Genomic DNA, 16,141 nt, shown 5'->3' with positions numbered 1-16,141 from the left:
ATATATTCTAATAATAGCTGATATAATCCAAGTAGCAATCAGTATAATTTCATTTACCGATGAACCGTTATCTGAATTTCATCAACTATTAATCAGTTGCCTTCCTATTTAAAAACGACTACAATTTTACTGTTATATATATGAACGAAAAAAATAGAATAGGAGGGGAAACTATGCCAAGGAAAGTATGGCTATTAGTAGCTGGGATGATTATTAATGTCACGGGTGCTTCTTTTTTATGGCCTTTTAATACAATTTATTTGCATGATCACTTAGGAAAATCTTTATCTGTGGCCGGAATGGTATTAATGATTAACTCGCTTACTGGTGTAATCGGAAACTTGCTCGGCGGTGTTTTATTTGATAAATGGGGCGGTTATAAATCAACTTTAGTAGGGATTGTGATTACACTTGTATCAATTTTAGGTCTAGTGTTCTTCCACGGTTGGCCTTTATACGTTGTGTGGCTAGCGTTAATCGGCTTCGGTTCTGGAATGGTCTTCCCATCGATGTATGCGATGGTCGGTACAGTTTGGCCAGAGGGCGGAAGACGAGCATTTAATGCGATGTATGTTGGACAAAACGTTGGTATTGCGATTGGAACAGCGTGTGGTGGATTAGTTGCTTCGTATCGTTTTGATTATATTTTCTTAGCGAACTTTATTTTATACTTTGTTTTCTTCTTAATTGCTTTTATTGGATTCCGTGGTATGGAAGACAAGAAGGAGCCAGGAGTACAAAAAGAAGTCGAAACAAAAAAAGGTTGGTCACTTACACCTGGATTTAAAGCACTTCTTATCGTGTGTGTAGCATATGCTTTATGCTGGGTTACATACGTACAGTGGCAAGGTGCAATTGCAACACATATGCAAGAATTAAACATTAGTCTTCGTCATTATAGTTTATTATGGACGATAAACGGAGCAATGATCGTTTGTGCGCAACCACTTGTTAGTATGCTAATTCGCTGGATGAAGCGTTCTTTAAAACAGCAAATTATGATTGGGATTTTCATTTTTGCGGCGTCATTCATTGTGTTAAGCCAAGCGCAGCAATTTACGATGTTCCTCGTTGCGATGGTAACATTAACAATTGGTGAGTTATTTGTATGGCCTGCGGTTCCAACGATTGCAAATATACTTGCACCAAAAGATAAATTAGGTTTTTATCAAGGGGTTGTAAATAGTGCGGCGACTGTAGGGAAAATGTTCGGGCCGGTCGTTGGCGGAGCAATTGTGGATTTATACAATATGGAAGTATTGTTTATAGCAATCATGGTAATGCTTGTAATAGCGCTTATAGCAACGAGCATTTATGATAAACGAGTAAAAGTAGAAGAAACAGTTGAAGAAAAAATTGCAGTTTAGTTTGACGGAACATGTAACATGTTTTAGAATATATTTAAATAAAACAACCTTTAGAACAAGGGAGATAGCTCGGCTGTCTTAAGATGAATTCGTTAGTTATTAAGAGTAACGATTAACCGAGAAGTCCTCGCTTTAAGTAAGCTCTTAAGAGATACTAGGTGAAGGATAGTTCACTTAACTTATATGTGTAATAACAGTGAGAAGGAGTAGTAGTAATAGAAGCTGGTTTAGAGAGTTGACGGTCGGTGCAAGTCAATCCACGTTTCGTTATGAACTCGCCTTTGAGTTGCAGTTGTGAAACTAATAGTAGCAATTGCCGTTAATCCACGTTACGGATCTAAGCGAATGTATATTTGTACATTAATTTAGGGTGGTACCGCGGGAATCTATAACCTCTCGTCCCTTTCTAGGGATGAGAGGTTTTTTGTATTTTGGGCGGTGAAAATAAATAGAATTTCAAGGAGGGTATCTCATGAGCTTTAATCATCAAGAAATTGAGAAGAAGTGGCAAGGGTACTGGGAAGAGAATAAAACATTCCGTACGCCAGATGAGACAGAAAAACCAAAATTTTATGCACTAGATATGTTCCCATATCCATCAGGTGCAGGCCTACATGTAGGACATCCAGAAGGTTATACAGCGACAGATATTTTATCTCGTATGAAGCGTATGCAAGGATATAATGTTCTTCATCCAATGGGATGGGATGCATTCGGTCTTCCAGCAGAGCAATATGCACTTGATACTGGAAACAGCCCAGCTGAATTTACAGAGCATAATATTAATACGTTCCGTAACCAAATTAAATCATTAGGTTTCTCTTACGATTGGGACCGTGAAGTAAATACAACAGATCCAAACTATTACAAGTGGACACAATGGATTTTCCTAAAACTATTTGAAAAAGGCTTAGCTTACGTTGATGAAGTACCTGTAAACTGGTGCCCAGCACTTGGTACAGTACTTGCAAACGAAGAGATCATTGACGGTAAGAGTGAGCGCGGTGGACATCCAGTTGAGCGTCGTCCGATGAGACAGTGGATGTTAAAAATTACAGCTTACGGAGATCGTCTATTAGAAGATCTAGATGAGCTTGATTGGCCTGAAAGCTTAAAAGATATGCAACGTAACTGGATCGGTCGCTCTGAAGGTGCAGAAGTACATTTCAACATCGACGGTACAGATGAGAAGTTCACAGTTTTCACAACACGCCCTGATACACTATTTGGAGCAACATACTGTGTACTTGCTCCGGAACATGCACTTGTTGCAGAAATTACAACAGCAGAACAAAAAGAAGCGGTAGAAGCTTACATTAACGCTGTAAAAATGAAGAGTGACCTAGAGCGTACAGAACTTGCGAAAGAGAAAACTGGTGTATTCACTGGTGCTTACGCAGTTAACCCAGTAAACGGTGAGAAATTACCAATCTGGATCGCTGACTACGTTCTTGCAACTTACGGAACAGGTGCTGTAATGGCAGTTCCAGCTCATGATGAGCGTGACTATGAATTCGCATCAGTATTCAATCTTCCAATGAAGGAAGTTGTAAAAGGCGGAGACATTACGAAAGAAGTGTACACAGGTGATGGTGCACACGTAAACTCAGCATTCCTTGATGGTTTAAATAAAGAAGAAGCAATCGCAAAAATGATTGAATGGCTTGAAGTAACAAGCGCAGGAAATCAAAAAGTAACGTACCGTCTACGTGACTGGTTATTCAGTCGTCAACGTTACTGGGGTGAGCCAATTCCAGTAATTCACTGGGAAGATGGCACAATGACAGCTGTGAAAGAAGAAGAATTACCATTAGTTCTTCCAAAAACAGAAAACATCCGTCCTTCAGGTACAGGTGAATCACCACTTGCTAACATTGATGAGTGGGTAAATGTTGTTGACCCTGAGACTGGTAAAAAAGGTCGTCGTGAAACAAATACAATGCCACAATGGGCTGGTAGCTGCTGGTATTACTTACGTTACATCGATCCAAACAATAGTGAAGCACTTGTAGATCCTGAAAAAGTAAAACAATGGCTTCCAGTTGATATTTATATCGGCGGAGCAGAACACGCTGTACTTCACTTACTATATGCTCGTTTCTGGCACAAAGTATTATACGACATCGGTGTAGTTCCAACGAAAGAGCCGTTCCAACAATTATTCAACCAAGGTATGATTCTAGGTGAAAACAACGAGAAAATGAGTAAATCAAAAGGTAACGTTGTAAACCCTGATGATATCGTAGCAAGCCACGGTGCAGATACACTTCGTCTATACGAAATGTTCATGGGACCATTAGATGCTTCAATCGCTTGGTCTGAAAATGGCCTTGATGGAGCTCGTCGTTTCCTAGACCGTGTATGGCGTTTATTCGTTCAAGAGAACGGTGAATTAAGTGAGAAAATTACGGATGCACCAAATAAAGAGCTTGAAAAAGCTTACCACCAAACAGTGAAGAAAGTAACAGAAGACTATGCAGAGCTTCGCTTTAACACAGCGATTTCTCAAATGATGGTATTCATCAACGATGCATACAAAGCTGAAACACTTCCGAAAGAATATGTAGAAGGTTTCGTAAAAATGATTGCACCAGTTGCACCTCACATCGGGGAAGAGCTATGGAGCAGACTTGGATACAATGAAACAATCACATATGCAAGCTGGCCAACATTTGATGAGTCTAAACTTGTAGAAGATGAAGTTGAAATCGTTGTTCAAGTCATGGGCAAAGTTCGCGCGAAACTAACAATGAGTAAAGACGCATCAAAAGAAGAAATGGAACAACTTGCACTTGAAGCAATTCAAGACCAAATTGAAGGGAAAACAGTTCGTAAAGTAATTGTTGTTCCTGGAAAACTTGTTAACGTTGTTGCAAACTAATTAACGCTAAATAAAAGCTCAGAGCATTTAGGCTCTGAGCTTTTTTGTGTAGAAAATCATCTCTGGATTAGATTAGTCTAAGTTTTTAATTATTCCATTACGTACAAATAAAAGAGCGGAATTCCCATACAGACAAACACCTATTTTTCTATAGGAAATATGATAAAAAAGGTAGGCTAAATTGAGTAGAAGAGGTGAAAGGAATGAAAGGGATGGACAATAATGCACCACATGGCTTCTTCGGAGGTGGATCGGGTAGTTATGAACAAATGATGTTAATGGGAGGAGCTGACCAACAAGGATACGGTGGAATTCCGAGCTGGATGGGTGGAGGCTCGGGCGGATTTCCAACATCGGTAGCTGGCATGCAAACTGGAATGCCTACATCAATGGGAGGCTTTTCGACAGCAGGGGTTGGAATGCCTACAGTAACAGGAAGCTTCCCAACATCAGTAGCTGGCGTACAGACAGGATTTCCGGTACCAGGAATAGGTGTTGTAGCTGGAGGAATAGGTGGGTATCCGCAAGTTGTTCACGGTCATCATGGACATCACCACCATCAAGGCCATCATGGACACCATCATCACCAAGGTCAACACGGTCATCATGGACACCATCATCACCAAGGTCAACACGGCCATCATGGACACCATCATCACCAAGGTCAACACGGCCATCATGGACACCATCATCACCAAGATCAACACGGTCATCATGGACATCATCATCAAGGCCAACACGGTCACCATGGACACCACCATCATCAAGGTCAACACGGCCACCATGGTCATCAACAACAAGTACATCACCACGGTCACCACCACATTCATCCGCAAGCTGTTCTTTATCAAATGCACCAAGGCCAACAAGGTCAGCACGGCCACCATGGTCAGCACGGCCATCAAGGTCAGCACGGCCATCAAGGTCAGCACGGTCATCAAGGTCAGCACGGCCAACACGGTCAACAGCACCAACAATACCAACAGTATCAACAACAATCTTCTCCTTGGACAGGAGGAATTGGAGCAGGAGGAGCAGGGGCAGCGGCAGGAGCGGCTAGCATTAGTGGAGCAGCAGGGCACGCTGGACACGTGGGTCATTAATGAATTCCAGAAAACAAGACATAATAAAAAACTGCTAGGAAATTCTAGCAGTTTTTTTCAGCTTCTTGGCGCTGACGTTCGATTTCAGCACGAAGTTGTGGTTCTGGTGCTTGCCAGCCTTCTGGTTTTAGAATTTTGCCGTCGCCTTCACGGAATCGAGGTTTTCCATCAGGGAATAGTTTTGCCATGTTTGCGTTATTTACAATTTCGAATCCTTTATCAGGACGTACACCCATTTCGGCAAACGTTCCGAATGCAAAGTAAATAAGGTCAATTAGTGCATCATATTGATCTTCAACAGTCGTTGCTTCCAGAAATTCTTCTAGCTCTTCTTGCATAAAACTTGCACGGATTTTTGCACGTTCTTCTGTTAGTTTTGTTGGAGTATTTGTCACAGGGTGTCCGAACTCTTTATGCATTTTTGCAACAAGTTCGTATCCTTTATCTAGACCTTTTTCGTTTGTCATGTTGTTTCATCCTTTCTCGCTTTGTCCGAATTTCATTGTAACATAGGGTGATTATGAAATGAAAAGGGACTGTTCAAAAGTTTCATCTTTTAGTTAAGATAGGGAAAGATTATATTGACTAAACGACAAAACATAAACCAATTAATAAAAGAAAGCCATCCCGGAATACTTTTGGGACGGCCCTGCTCGTTATTTTTCTTCTTTTATTAAAATGGATAAAATAAGGTCGATGCCAAACATACCGACGAGCAACATTGGTATAACGACAAGTAAATAACGTGTGAAGGAAACATTTTTTAAATATGTATGAGCAAATAAAAAGACGGTGAGAAATAAAATACCATTTAAAATAGGCTTTACTAATTTTTTAGACATAAGCTCCCCCATAAATATCTTCTCTCTATTTGATAATAAAAAACTCCTCTCTCCGTTGTATCATGCTGGAGAGAGGAGTTCAATCATTTCTCATTCAATTACACCAGAATTTGTAATATCTACGGTGTATTTTATAGTAACTGGAACATCTTTGTACATTTGTTTCCACTTTTCTAATTTAAATGGGCGATAATGTTGCTTATATTTAGCTCCTAGCCCGAGAGGATCGACATCTAAAGATTTAAACTGCTTAATTAATTTCTTACCTTGTGTCTCCAATTGTTTTTGAACGACCTTCTCAATCTTTTTTGTGTTCTTAGCATTCTCTAAGTTAATTTGTTTCGATACTTCTTGAATACGGGCATCAAGCTTCACATGAATGGAAAAGGAGGGCTTTCCGTTTTTTATTTTTATATCGTATGTTGGAACAGAACGAATATTGTTAATCATTACGTACCCAGGATCTGCTTTAAATTCATGTGAATCTAACTTATGCTCTTCTAACAGTCCTTTAAATATAAACATATCTGTTTCCGCGATTTTACCAACGTATTTATCCTTTTTAAAAAGACCAATTCCCGTGATTTTTATTTTATCACCATGTTTCTTTAAAATTGGAATATAGTAGTCTTGCCCTACTTGATAATAACGGAATGCTCCTACATGCAGATTATCTGTTGGTAAAGGACCGGTCTCCATATTATGTTCTAGCATTTTTTTTATATAAATCGCAACGTTGGATGAAGTCGTGTATTTTCCTTTTAAAAGTTCAGTACCATTACCTTCAAGTAAAGCAACATATAAGGCATTACCAATGTTTACATCGCGAATTAATGTATCGAAGGAAGCAACCATTCCTTTCTTAGCGATTCGGGTGGTAAATAGAGCAACCCGCATTTGCCCACTAGCAAATGGTTGAGAAGACTCTAAAGATGTGTCAGCTTTTACTTGTTTTACCGCATTTGCTGTTCCTTCAAAAACTTGAACTTTGTTCCCTTTTTGCTGAATAGGACAAACAAATGTTACCTTTATTTTATTATCTTTTGCTACATCGAAGACAGTTCCTTGGATAAGGTGTACGTCATCAATAATATTTTTTTGTAAACATCCAGTTAGACTAAAGAGTGTTATACAAGAGATAAGTATTAATTTATTTTTGATTTTTTCCATTTTCTTTTCACCCACACAATAATAAATAGAATTGGGATGTATACATAAATGAGCCAAAAGCTTCCTTTTGATGCATTACTAATAAAATTATTAATATCGTGTCTGTTTGTTAAAAGTTGTGAAACAATGAGGGTGATAATGATAAAAGCGATTAAAACACCTCTTTGTTTTACACGGAATATTTCGTGAGTTGCTCTCATTGACGCCCATAAAGGGAGGATAAAACTTGAAATAATAACGAGTGCATAGCCTGAAATTGCAATATATTCTAATCTTTCTATAAATGGTAATTGAATAACTTGGGTCATAGAAAGTTGGGCCCATATCGTTTTTAATAATTGTTTTTCACTAAAAAACGAAAAGGCTAAAAGGGTGCTAAATAAATATAGAAGGTTTGAGAATAGTGCCCCATATTGAGCAAATTTATGAGATTGTTTAGGGTTTTTCACAAATGGATAAACCATGAGGTAAATCTCAAAACCAGTCATACTGTAGATTGACAGTTGAGCGGATTTTAAAATATCTGAAAAAGAATGTGTGAAAATGGGTAATAAATTCTCCCAATGTGAGTATTTCAAAACGAATAAGCTTAGAAATAAATACCCTAGTGTACCACCAACAGAGATGACGCAAATGCCAGTAATGACACGAAATCCAGAAGAAATGATGTAATAGCTAACTAGGCACAAAAAAAGTGTTAACATAAAGGTGGAGGCAGTTGGGAACATCCATACTTGAATAATTTCAACATACGTTCGAATAACCGAAATACTGACGATTAAAAAATAAGCTGCAAAGATGATATTAAAGACGTTCCCTATCCACTTTCCAAAGGTTTGTCGTTGTAAATCAATTAAATTTCCGTTTGTTTCTTTTAATAAAAAATACATCATCCATATAAGAATCTGGATACAGATTCCTGTGATTAGAACGCCTATCCATCCGTCGTATCCAGCGGCTTTTGCGGTGATTCGAGCGAATCCGAGAACGCCAGCACCAAACTGTGCACCGTGAATTAAGAAGAAAACAAAGATAGGAGATATTTGATATTTTTCTTGAACTTTACTCATCAATGCACCTCATTCCTTAATCATCAAAGTCTGATCTATGTTTTGTTGAAATTCCTTTTGCTGATTTTTTTACATGTTGTGGCCTCGCTTGTACATCCCTTGTATCAATCATTGTTAAGGGAAAACGAATCCAAGAATCTTTAACAGATTGTTGTCTTGTTGGATAAAACAAAGCGTATGGCTTACGTAAGGAAGTAAGTCTAAATAGATGAGTAAATAAAAAGATAAATCCAAGAGAAATCCCGAAAAGTCCTCCTATTTCTGCAAATATGAGAAACGGAAAGCGTAGTAACCGAACAGCGTTCCCCATTTTATAAATAGGTGTAATAAAGGAAGCAAGTGCTGATAAGGCAACGATAATTAATAAAATATTACTCGTTAAACCAGCTTGTACAGATGCTTGCCCAATTACGATACCGCCTACAATACCAAGTGTTTGACCGACCTTCATTGGTAACCTTGCACCAGCTTCTCTTAACAAATCGATAACTAATTCCAAAAAAAGTGCTTCAATTAGAGGTGGGAATGGGACTTGCGCTCTAGATAAAATTAATGTTTCCAGCAAATCACTTGGAATGAGTTCATAATGATAATTTAAAACAGCAACATATAATGGAGCTGCACAAATTGAGAAAAGAACAGCGATAAGGCGTAAAACTCTTGAAAATGTTGCATATAGCCAAGAGACATTATAATCTTCTGGTGAAATAAAGAAATCGAAATATGATACAGGAGTTAATAGAACGTTCGGTGAACCGTCGACAAAGATAGCGATTTTTCCATCAATTAGTGCTTTTGTAACTCTATCATTGCGTTCTGTATTGATATAGAGTGGGAAAATTGATTTTTCACCCGTTAATTCTTGTAAGTAAGCACTATCATTAATTTGATCATATTCAAGAGCGCGTAATGATTCCTCTAGAAACTCTACATTCTCTTTTTCAGCAAGATTATCTAAATACATCATGACAACCTTTGTTTTTGAAAATTCGCCGACAATTATTTCTTTTGTTTGTAAATCTAAAACAGGAAGACGTTTTCGAACTAAATTAATATTTGTATCAATATCCTCTACAAAACCTTCTTGAGGACCGATAACAGTCGATTCGTTTAAAGGAGGGCTTGGTGCCCGATACGTATCAATTGCAATGTTTGCAAGCAGACACTTTTGATTTTGCTGATTCAATTGAATAATTGCATGCCCCTTTAAAACCATATCCTCAATTTTTTGTAGGTCATTCGTAATTGTAATCCCGCTCATCGGAATATGTTCTTTTAGTTCTTCTAGTGAAGCGTTAGGTCGTTCTAAAAGAGTAGGCATTAAGTACTTTTGTAATTTCTCTCCATCAAGCGAAGGTCGATAGTAAGAAATCCAATAAGGCATCGTCTCATCGTCAGATGTATGGTAATTAACAAAATCACTAGACTTTTTGAGCTTTTCTATTAAATCTTGTAGAGAATGAATACGGTCTTTTTCTGGTTTTGTAAAATCATAAATACTATTACTTCCAGAGCTTTGCTGTTTATCTTGATTCGAATCATCTTGTTTAGAGCGTTGCTGTTTATCTTGATTCGAATCATCTTGTTTAGAGCGTTGCTGTTTATCCTGAGCTGAGTCGTTTTGCTTAGAATCTTGCTGTTTATCCTGGTTGGATTCATCTTGTTTCAAACTTTGTTGTTTATCCTGAATTGATTCGTCTTGTTTAGAGCTTTGTTGTTTATCTTGATTCGAGTCATCTTGTTTAGAGCTTTGTTGTTTATCCTGATTCGATTCGTCTTGTTTAGAGTTTTGTTTTTAGATTCGAGTTCTTGTTAGAGCTTTGTTGTTTATCCTGATTCGATTCGTCTTGTTTAGAGCTTTGTTGCTTACCCTGAATTGATTCGTCTTGTTTAGAGCTTTGTTGCTTACCCTGAATTGATTCGTCTTGTTTAGAGCTTTGTTGTTTATCTTGATTCGAGTCATCTTGTTTAGAGCTTTGTTGCTTACCCTGAATTGATTCGTCTTGTTTAGAGCTTTGTTGTTTATCCTGAATTGATTCGTCTTGTTTAGAGCTTTGTTGTTTACCTTGATTCGAGTCATCTTGTTTAGAGCTTTGTTGTTTATCTTGATTCGAGTCATCTTGTTTAGAGCTTTGTTGCTTATCCTGAGCAGAGTCGCCCAGTTTAGAATTTTGCTGTTTGTCTTGAGAAGATTCCTTATGTTCCTCTTTTTTTTGTTCTCCATTGTTATCTTTATTATGTTTCATACTTCTAGTCTGTTCTTTGTTATCATCATCTTGATTGTTAGGTTGTTGCTCCGAATTATCTGTTTCGTTTTTTTCTGTCGTATTTGATTTTTTTTTCTTACGTAACCAATTCCAAATCATATGTACGCCCTCTTTAATCTTGTAATATAGTGCTATTTTGTGGCTAATTTTGTATATTATTCATTTATTTATGAAAAGAAGAAGGAGATTAGTTTGCATGGAAAAAAATCTTTAGTAAGCAGTTCATACTATAACGGAGAGAGGAAGAGTCTGTGCAAATTGTAAAAAAGGAGAAGTTTGTGTTAAAAGAGTTTACGTTTGAAAATGGCAGAGAAATTCCTATTCAAATGGGATACGAGACATATGGCACTTTAAATAGAGAAAGGTCAAATGTGATTTTGGTTTGTCATTATTTTAGTGCAACAAGTCATGCGGCAGGAAAATATACAGTGCATGATGAGGAGTCTGGTTGGTGGGATGGGCTCATTGGACCTGGAAAAGCAATTGATACAAATAAATATTTTGTTATATGTGCAGATAATCTTTGTAATGTGCAGGTGAGAAATCCATATGTGATTACAACAGGACCGAAATCAATTAATCCAGAAACTGGAGAAGAATATGCTATGGATTTTCCGGTTTTTACATTTCTTGATGTAGCTCGTATGCAATATGAGTTAATAAAAGGTATGGGAATTTCAAGGATACACGCTGTAATTGGACCGTCGGCGGGGGGAATGATTGCACAACAATGGGCGGTTCACTATCCACATATGGTAGAGCGGATGATTGGCGTTATTACGAACCCACAAAATCCAATTATTACGTCAGTAAACGTAGCGCAAAATGCGATTGAAGCAATTCGGCTGGATCCAAGTTGGAAAGATGGAAAATATGGAGAAGAGCAGCCGATAAAGGGGCTTCATTTAGCAAATAGAATGATGTTTATGAACGCGTTTGATGAGCATTTTTATGAAATGGCATTTCCTCGTAACAGTATAGAGGTAGAACCTTATGAAAAGTTTTCTACATTAACATCATTTGAAAAAGAGATAAATAAAGCGACATATACAAGTATAGAGTTAGTAGATGCAAATTCATGGATGTATACTGCGAAGGCAGTTTTATTGCATGATATTGCACATGGGTTTTCTTCACTAGAAGAATCTCTTTCTAACATAGAAGCGAATGTACTTATGATTCCGTGTAAACAAGATTTGCTTCAGCCCTCTCGTTACAACTATAAAATGGTAGATATTTTGCAAAAACAAGGGAAGTATGCGGAAGTGTATGAGATAGAAAGTATAAATGGGCATATGGCGGGAGCATTTGATATTCATTTATTTGAAAAGAAAGTTTATGAATTTTTAAATCGGAGAGTATCTAGTTTTGCTTAGAAGACAAATGATGGGGAAAAGGTGCAATGTTTGTAGTAGGCACCTTTTTTTACATGATTTGTAGACGGAAAATATATGTAGCGATTGCTATACCGAAAAACGCTATGCTAAGCAATAGAAATAAGAATGACATTTCTTGTGGTGATTTTATTTTTTTATTATTTTTCATACTAAGAGTAATAATTGCAGCGATTAAGAAAATGATGCCCATTATGAAAAGGGAAAGTGTCATTTTCATTGGCTCCTTTCATAAAACAAGTATATTGAGGATACAATGCAAGAGTTATGTTTGTAAAGAATAAGTTTTGCGAGAAAATTGAGAAATAGTTTTTCGATTCTTTGCGTTCTTTCTTTTGCGTGCTAAAATTGGTAGAGAATGTTTGTGAAAAAGAAACTAAAGGTTTTATTGTATATAAGGAGGAACTACATATGACAGAAGTTAAAACAATTACTACAGAAGAGGTACAAGAGCGTTTAGAAAATGGAGAAACGTTATTTTTAGTAGACGTAAGAGAAGATGAAGAAGTAGCGGCAGGAAAGATTCCAGAAGCTGTACATATTAAAATGGGCGATATCCCACATAAAGTAGATTTCTTTAATAAAGAGAATGAATATATCTTTATTTGTCGTTCAGGAATGCGCAGTGAAAATGTATGTCATTATTTAAATGAGCAAGGATTTAAAACAGTGAACATGGTTGGCGGTATGCTTCAATATGAAGGTGAAACGAAATAGTTAATAGCTAAAAACTTGAAACGAGTCTGTTTCAAGTTTTTTTCTTTTGCATACAGTATAAAAAAGGAGGAGGGGGAAATGGGGATTAATTTGCGTAAAGTAAAAATTATTAATAATACAGGAGCTGTTAATGTCGGCGACTGTTATGATATCTCGCCTTTAGCTGTAGCAAAAGTATATGCAGGTGCTGGAGGGTCGAGTGCGGCTATTTTTTTAAATGGGAAAAGACAGCCAGAAGCGGTCATTAGAACATCAGTGTTTCTTCCGCCATTAGCAACGAGTACACGTACATTAGGTTCATAGATGAAAGGTAGAGTGTAATTATGCCTGCTCATATAAAAGAGTTTGTTATTGTGAATAATACTGGAAATATATTTACCGGTGATAATTTGAGTGATACTTCATTTACTGCTTCGAAATCATACAGTGGTTCAATGGGGTGCACTTGGATTGATGTTGTTACAGTAATAGGGACGGAGACGAAGCTTTGTTTACAGCCGGGTGATTCGGTGACGACAACATATACAAGAGGCACTCCTGCTGGTACTGTAACAGGAACAAACATGGGGCAAAGTGCAAATGTTTCGAGTATAGCACAAGCTGTCCCTAATACAGATAATTTTGATTCGACTGCTGGACTCCCCTAAAATCATAGAGGGAGTTTTTGTTTATAAGAAGAGTTTATATAGCATAAAAATAGGAGTAATTGTTTGAAAAGTAGTATTGGAGGCCTTTTTGAAAAATACAATTCAAATAGAAGGTGGGTTTTTATCCCGCATTAACGGGCAGTAAGACCCTCCTACAAAATATGTTTCACCTTATATGAAACATATTTTGTAGTTGTATTTTTTGGGAGGTGGTGGGAGTAGTGGAAGGAAATGATGAAAATCAAAAAATACAGAGGTTGATAAATTCTAATTTTAAGTTATCCTCAGATCTTGTCGGCCCTACTTTCCCTCCAGTACCGACTGGAATGACAGGGACAACGGGAAGTATCGGGGCCACAGGAGTCACGGGTCCAACTGGGGATACAGGGGTAACAGGAGCAACCGGAGAAACGGGTTCAACGGGAAGTACCGGGGCAACCGGAGAAACAGGTCCAACGGGAGTAACGGGTTCAACCGGAAGCACAGGACCAACAGGAAATACGGGTTCAACGGGAAGTACAGGAGCCACGGGAGATACAGGTCCAACGGGAAATACAGGAGTCACGGGAAGTACCGGAGCGACGGGAAATACAGGAACAACTGGGAATACCGGTCCAACCGGAAGCACGGGGGCTACAGGAAATACCGGTCCAACGGGAAGTACCGGAGCCACGGGAAGCACAGGAGTAACCGGAAATACAGGAGCCATAGGAACTACGGGAGCAACAGGAAATACGGGAGCCACGGGAAGTACAGGAGCCACAGGAGAAACGGGTCCAACGGGAAGTACCGGGGCAACCGGAGAAACAGGTCAACGGGAGTAACGGGTTCAACCGGAAGCACAGGACCAACAGGAAATACGGGTTCAACGGGAAGTACCGGAGCCACGGGAGAAACAGGTCTAACGGGAAGTACGGGAACAACCGGAGAAACGGGTCCAACGGGAAGTACCGGGGCAACCGGAGAAACAGGTCCAACGGGAGTAACGGGTTCAACCGGAAGCACAGGACCAACAGGAAATACGGGTTCAACGGGAAGTACAGGAGCCACGGGAGATACAGGAGCCACGGGAAGTACGGGAGCAACTGGGAGTACGGGAGCAACCGGGAATACAGGAACAACCGGAATTACCGGAGTAACAGGAGATATCGGTCCAACAGGAAATACAGGTTCAACGGGAGTAACGGGTTCAACCGGAAGTACGGGATCGACAGGAAGCACAGGACCAACGGGAAGTACTGGGGCAACCGGAGAAACAGGACCAACAGGAAATACGGGATCGACAGGAAGCACAGGACCAACGGGAAGTACTGGGGCAACCGGAGAAACGGGTTCAACGGGAAGTACCGGGGCAACCGGAGAAACAGGTCCAACGGGAGTAACGGGTTCAACCGGAAGCACAGGACCAACAGGAAATACGGGGTCAACGGGAAGTACAGGAGCCACGGGAGATACAGGTCCAACGGGAAATATAGGAGTCACGGGAAGTACCGGAGCAACTGGGAGTACGGGAGCAACCGGGAATACAGGAACAACCGGAGAAACGGGTTCAACGGGAAGTACCGGGGCAACCGGAGAAACAGGTCCAACGGGAGTAACGGGTTCAACCGGAAGCACAGGACCAACAGGAAATACGGGTTCAACGGGAAGTACAGGAGCCACGGGAAATACCGGTCCAACGGGAAGTACCGGAGCCACGGGAAGCACAGGAGTAACCGGAAATACAGGAGCCATAGGAACTACGGGAGCAACCGGAGAAACGGGTTCAACGGGAAGTACCGGAGCGACGGGAGATACGGGTTCAACCGGAAGTACGGGTCCAGCGGGAGTAACGGGTTCAACCGGAAGCACAGGACCAACAGGAAATACGGGGTCAACGGGAAGTACAGGAGCCACGGGAGATACAGGTCCAACGGGAAATACAGGAGCCACGGGAAGTACGGGAGCAACTGGGAGTACGGGAGCAACCGGGAATACAGGAACAACCGGAATTACCGGAGTAACAGGAGATATCGGTCCAACAGGAAATACAGGTTCAACGGGAGTAACGGGTTCAACCGGAGGTACGGGATCGACAGGAAGCACAGGACCAACGGGAAGTACTGGGGCAACCGGAGAAACAGGTCCAACGGGAGGTACGGGATCGACAGGAAGCACAGGACCAACAGGAAATACGGGAGCCACAGGAGAAACGGGTCCAACGGGAAGTACGGGAACAACAGGAGTTAGTACAACTGCAACGTATGCGTTTGCGAATAATACATCAGGAAGTCTTATTTCTGTTTTGTTAAGTGGTACGAATATTCCTTTACCAAACAATCAAAATATTGGACCAGGAATAACCTTTAGTGGTGGGAATACTGTATTTACAGTTGCGAATGCAGGAAACTATTATATAGCTTATACAATTAATTTAACGGCGGGATTACTTGTAAGTTCTCGTATAACTGTAAATGGCAGTCCGCTTGCGGGAACGATAAACGCCCCGACAGTGGCTACTGGCTCATTTAGTGCAACAATAATTGCTAACTTGCCTGCTGGAGCTGCTATTAGTCTGCAATTGTTTGGATTAGTTGCAATAGCTACATTATCTACGGCAACACCAGGAGCTACTTTAACGATTATTAGATTAAGTTAATAAGCAGAAAACCTTGAAACTTTTATGTTTCAAGGTTTTTTTATC

The 16,141-nt window shown here is 39.6% G+C and carries 12 protein-coding genes, 2 pseudogenes and 1 other annotated feature; of the genes and pseudogenes, 8 read left to right on the top strand and 6 right to left on the bottom strand.

Annotated elements, in window-relative coordinates:
* Window positions 1–173: 173 nt before the first annotated feature.
* From AXW78_RS22875 to AXW78_RS22865, 3 genes are all read left to right on the top strand, one after another.
* Window positions 174–1,367, top strand: a complete 1,194-nt coding sequence (locus AXW78_RS22875; protein WP_001137560.1) for an MDR family MFS transporter — start codon at window positions 174–176, stop codon at window positions 1,365–1,367.
* Window positions 1,368–1,554: 187 nt separating this feature from the next.
* Window positions 1,555–1,774, top strand: a binding site (T-box leader).
* A gap of 65 nt (window positions 1,775–1,839) precedes the next feature.
* Entirely contained in the window at window positions 1,840–4,248 is a 2,409-nt protein-coding gene (gene leuS / locus AXW78_RS22870) for a leucine--tRNA ligase (RefSeq protein ID WP_000009467.1), read from the top strand.
* A gap of 203 nt (window positions 4,249–4,451) precedes the next feature.
* Window positions 4,452–5,351 (top strand): hypothetical protein, encoded by a 900-nt coding sequence (locus tag AXW78_RS22865; RefSeq protein WP_061884683.1) that lies wholly within the window; start codon window positions 4,452–4,454, stop codon window positions 5,349–5,351.
* A 44-nt stretch (window positions 5,352–5,395) separates the two neighbouring features.
* On the opposite strand, the gene AXW78_RS22860 is transcribed toward AXW78_RS22865, so the two are convergent.
* The 5 genes and pseudogenes from AXW78_RS22860 to AXW78_RS32885 form a co-directional block, all read right to left on the bottom strand.
* Window positions 5,396–5,818: a pyrophosphohydrolase domain-containing protein gene (locus tag AXW78_RS22860; RefSeq protein ID WP_000180559.1), complete on the bottom strand. Its 423-nt coding sequence runs from the start codon at window positions 5,816–5,818 to the stop codon at window positions 5,396–5,398.
* A 189-nt stretch (window positions 5,819–6,007) separates the two neighbouring features.
* Window positions 6,008–6,193, bottom strand: coding sequence for a hypothetical protein (locus AXW78_RS22855; RefSeq protein ID WP_000038786.1), 186 nt, complete (start codon window positions 6,191–6,193; stop codon window positions 6,008–6,010).
* Between the two features lie 90 nt (window positions 6,194–6,283).
* A complete protein-coding gene (locus AXW78_RS22850) occupies window positions 6,284–7,363 on the bottom strand; it encodes a Ger(x)C family spore germination protein (protein ID WP_000411351.1) in 1,080 nt (359 codons plus the stop codon).
* Window positions 7,339–8,433 (bottom strand): spore germination protein, encoded by a 1,095-nt coding sequence (locus AXW78_RS22845; RefSeq protein WP_000049066.1) that lies wholly within the window; start codon window positions 8,431–8,433, stop codon window positions 7,339–7,341. The genes AXW78_RS22850 and AXW78_RS22845 overlap by 25 nt, the downstream gene beginning before the upstream one ends.
* Window positions 8,434–8,449: 16 nt before the next feature.
* Window positions 8,450–10,799: pseudogene (locus AXW78_RS32885) on the bottom strand (spore germination protein).
* 152 nt (window positions 10,800–10,951) lie between these two features.
* Between AXW78_RS32885 and AXW78_RS22830 the strand changes: the two are divergent.
* The gene (locus AXW78_RS22830) at window positions 10,952–12,076 is read left to right on the top strand and encodes a homoserine O-acetyltransferase family protein (protein ID WP_001167617.1); all 1,125 of its coding nucleotides are present in this window, start codon (window positions 10,952–10,954) and stop codon (window positions 12,074–12,076) included.
* Window positions 12,077–12,125: 49 nt separating this feature from the next.
* Here AXW78_RS22830 and AXW78_RS22825 read toward each other — a convergent pair whose 3' ends face one another.
* Entirely contained in the window at window positions 12,126–12,308 is a 183-nt protein-coding gene (locus AXW78_RS22825) for a hypothetical protein (protein WP_000175903.1), read from the bottom strand.
* Window positions 12,309–12,505: 197 nt separating this feature from the next.
* On the opposite strand from AXW78_RS22825, the gene AXW78_RS22820 reads away from it, so the two are divergent.
* The 4 genes and pseudogenes from AXW78_RS22820 (at window position 12,506) to AXW78_RS32875 (ending at window position 16,096) form a co-directional block, all read left to right on the top strand.
* Window positions 12,506–12,811, top strand: coding sequence for a rhodanese-like domain-containing protein (locus AXW78_RS22820; RefSeq protein WP_000141207.1), 306 nt, complete (start codon window positions 12,506–12,508; stop codon window positions 12,809–12,811).
* A 78-nt stretch (window positions 12,812–12,889) separates the two neighbouring features.
* Complete coding sequence (locus AXW78_RS22815; RefSeq protein WP_000512463.1) at window positions 12,890–13,114, top strand: spore germination protein; 225 nt, start codon at window positions 12,890–12,892, stop codon at window positions 13,112–13,114.
* Between the two features lie 20 nt (window positions 13,115–13,134).
* Window positions 13,135–13,458: a hypothetical protein gene (locus tag AXW78_RS22810; RefSeq protein WP_001110851.1), complete on the top strand. Its 324-nt coding sequence runs from the start codon at window positions 13,135–13,137 to the stop codon at window positions 13,456–13,458.
* A gap of 221 nt (window positions 13,459–13,679) precedes the next feature.
* A pseudogene (locus AXW78_RS32875) lies at window positions 13,680–16,096 on the top strand (beta strand repeat-containing protein).
* The last annotated feature ends 45 nt before the right edge of the window (window positions 16,097–16,141 follow it).

The organism is Bacillus thuringiensis (genome assembly GCF_001595725.1).
GTDB lineage: Bacteria > Bacillota > Bacilli > Bacillales > Bacillaceae_G > Bacillus_A > Bacillus_A thuringiensis_K.
The sequence above is the reverse complement of the archived record's forward strand: the minus strand, read 5'-3'. Positions and strand labels throughout refer to the sequence as shown.

Excerpts from the sequence above, each read along its gene's own strand:
- AXW78_RS22875 (WP_001137560.1), top strand. The coding sequence starts at position 174 with ATGCCAAGGAAAGTATGGCTATTAGTAGCTGGGATGATTATTAATGTC.
- leuS (WP_000009467.1), top strand. The coding sequence starts at position 1,840 with ATGAGCTTTAATCATCAAGAAATTGAGAAGAAGTGGCAAGGGTACTGG.
- AXW78_RS22865 (WP_061884683.1), top strand. The coding sequence starts at position 4,452 with ATGAAAGGGATGGACAATAATGCACCACATGGCTTCTTCGGAGGTGGA.
- AXW78_RS22860 (WP_000180559.1), bottom strand. The coding sequence starts at position 5,818 with ATGACAAACGAAAAAGGTCTAGATAAAGGATACGAACTTGTTGCAAAA.
- AXW78_RS22855 (WP_000038786.1), bottom strand. The coding sequence starts at position 6,193 with ATGTCTAAAAAATTAGTAAAGCCTATTTTAAATGGTATTTTATTTCTC.
- AXW78_RS22850 (WP_000411351.1), bottom strand. The coding sequence starts at position 7,363 with ATGGAAAAAATCAAAAATAAATTAATACTTATCTCTTGTATAACACTC.
- AXW78_RS22845 (WP_000049066.1), bottom strand. The coding sequence starts at position 8,433 with ATGAGTAAAGTTCAAGAAAAATATCAAATATCTCCTATCTTTGTTTTC.
- AXW78_RS22825 (WP_000175903.1), bottom strand. The coding sequence starts at position 12,308 with ATGACACTTTCCCTTTTCATAATGGGCATCATTTTCTTAATCGCTGCA.
- AXW78_RS22820 (WP_000141207.1), top strand. The coding sequence starts at position 12,506 with ATGACAGAAGTTAAAACAATTACTACAGAAGAGGTACAAGAGCGTTTA.
- AXW78_RS22815 (WP_000512463.1), top strand. The coding sequence starts at position 12,890 with ATGGGGATTAATTTGCGTAAAGTAAAAATTATTAATAATACAGGAGCT.
- AXW78_RS22810 (WP_001110851.1), top strand. The coding sequence starts at position 13,135 with ATGCCTGCTCATATAAAAGAGTTTGTTATTGTGAATAATACTGGAAAT.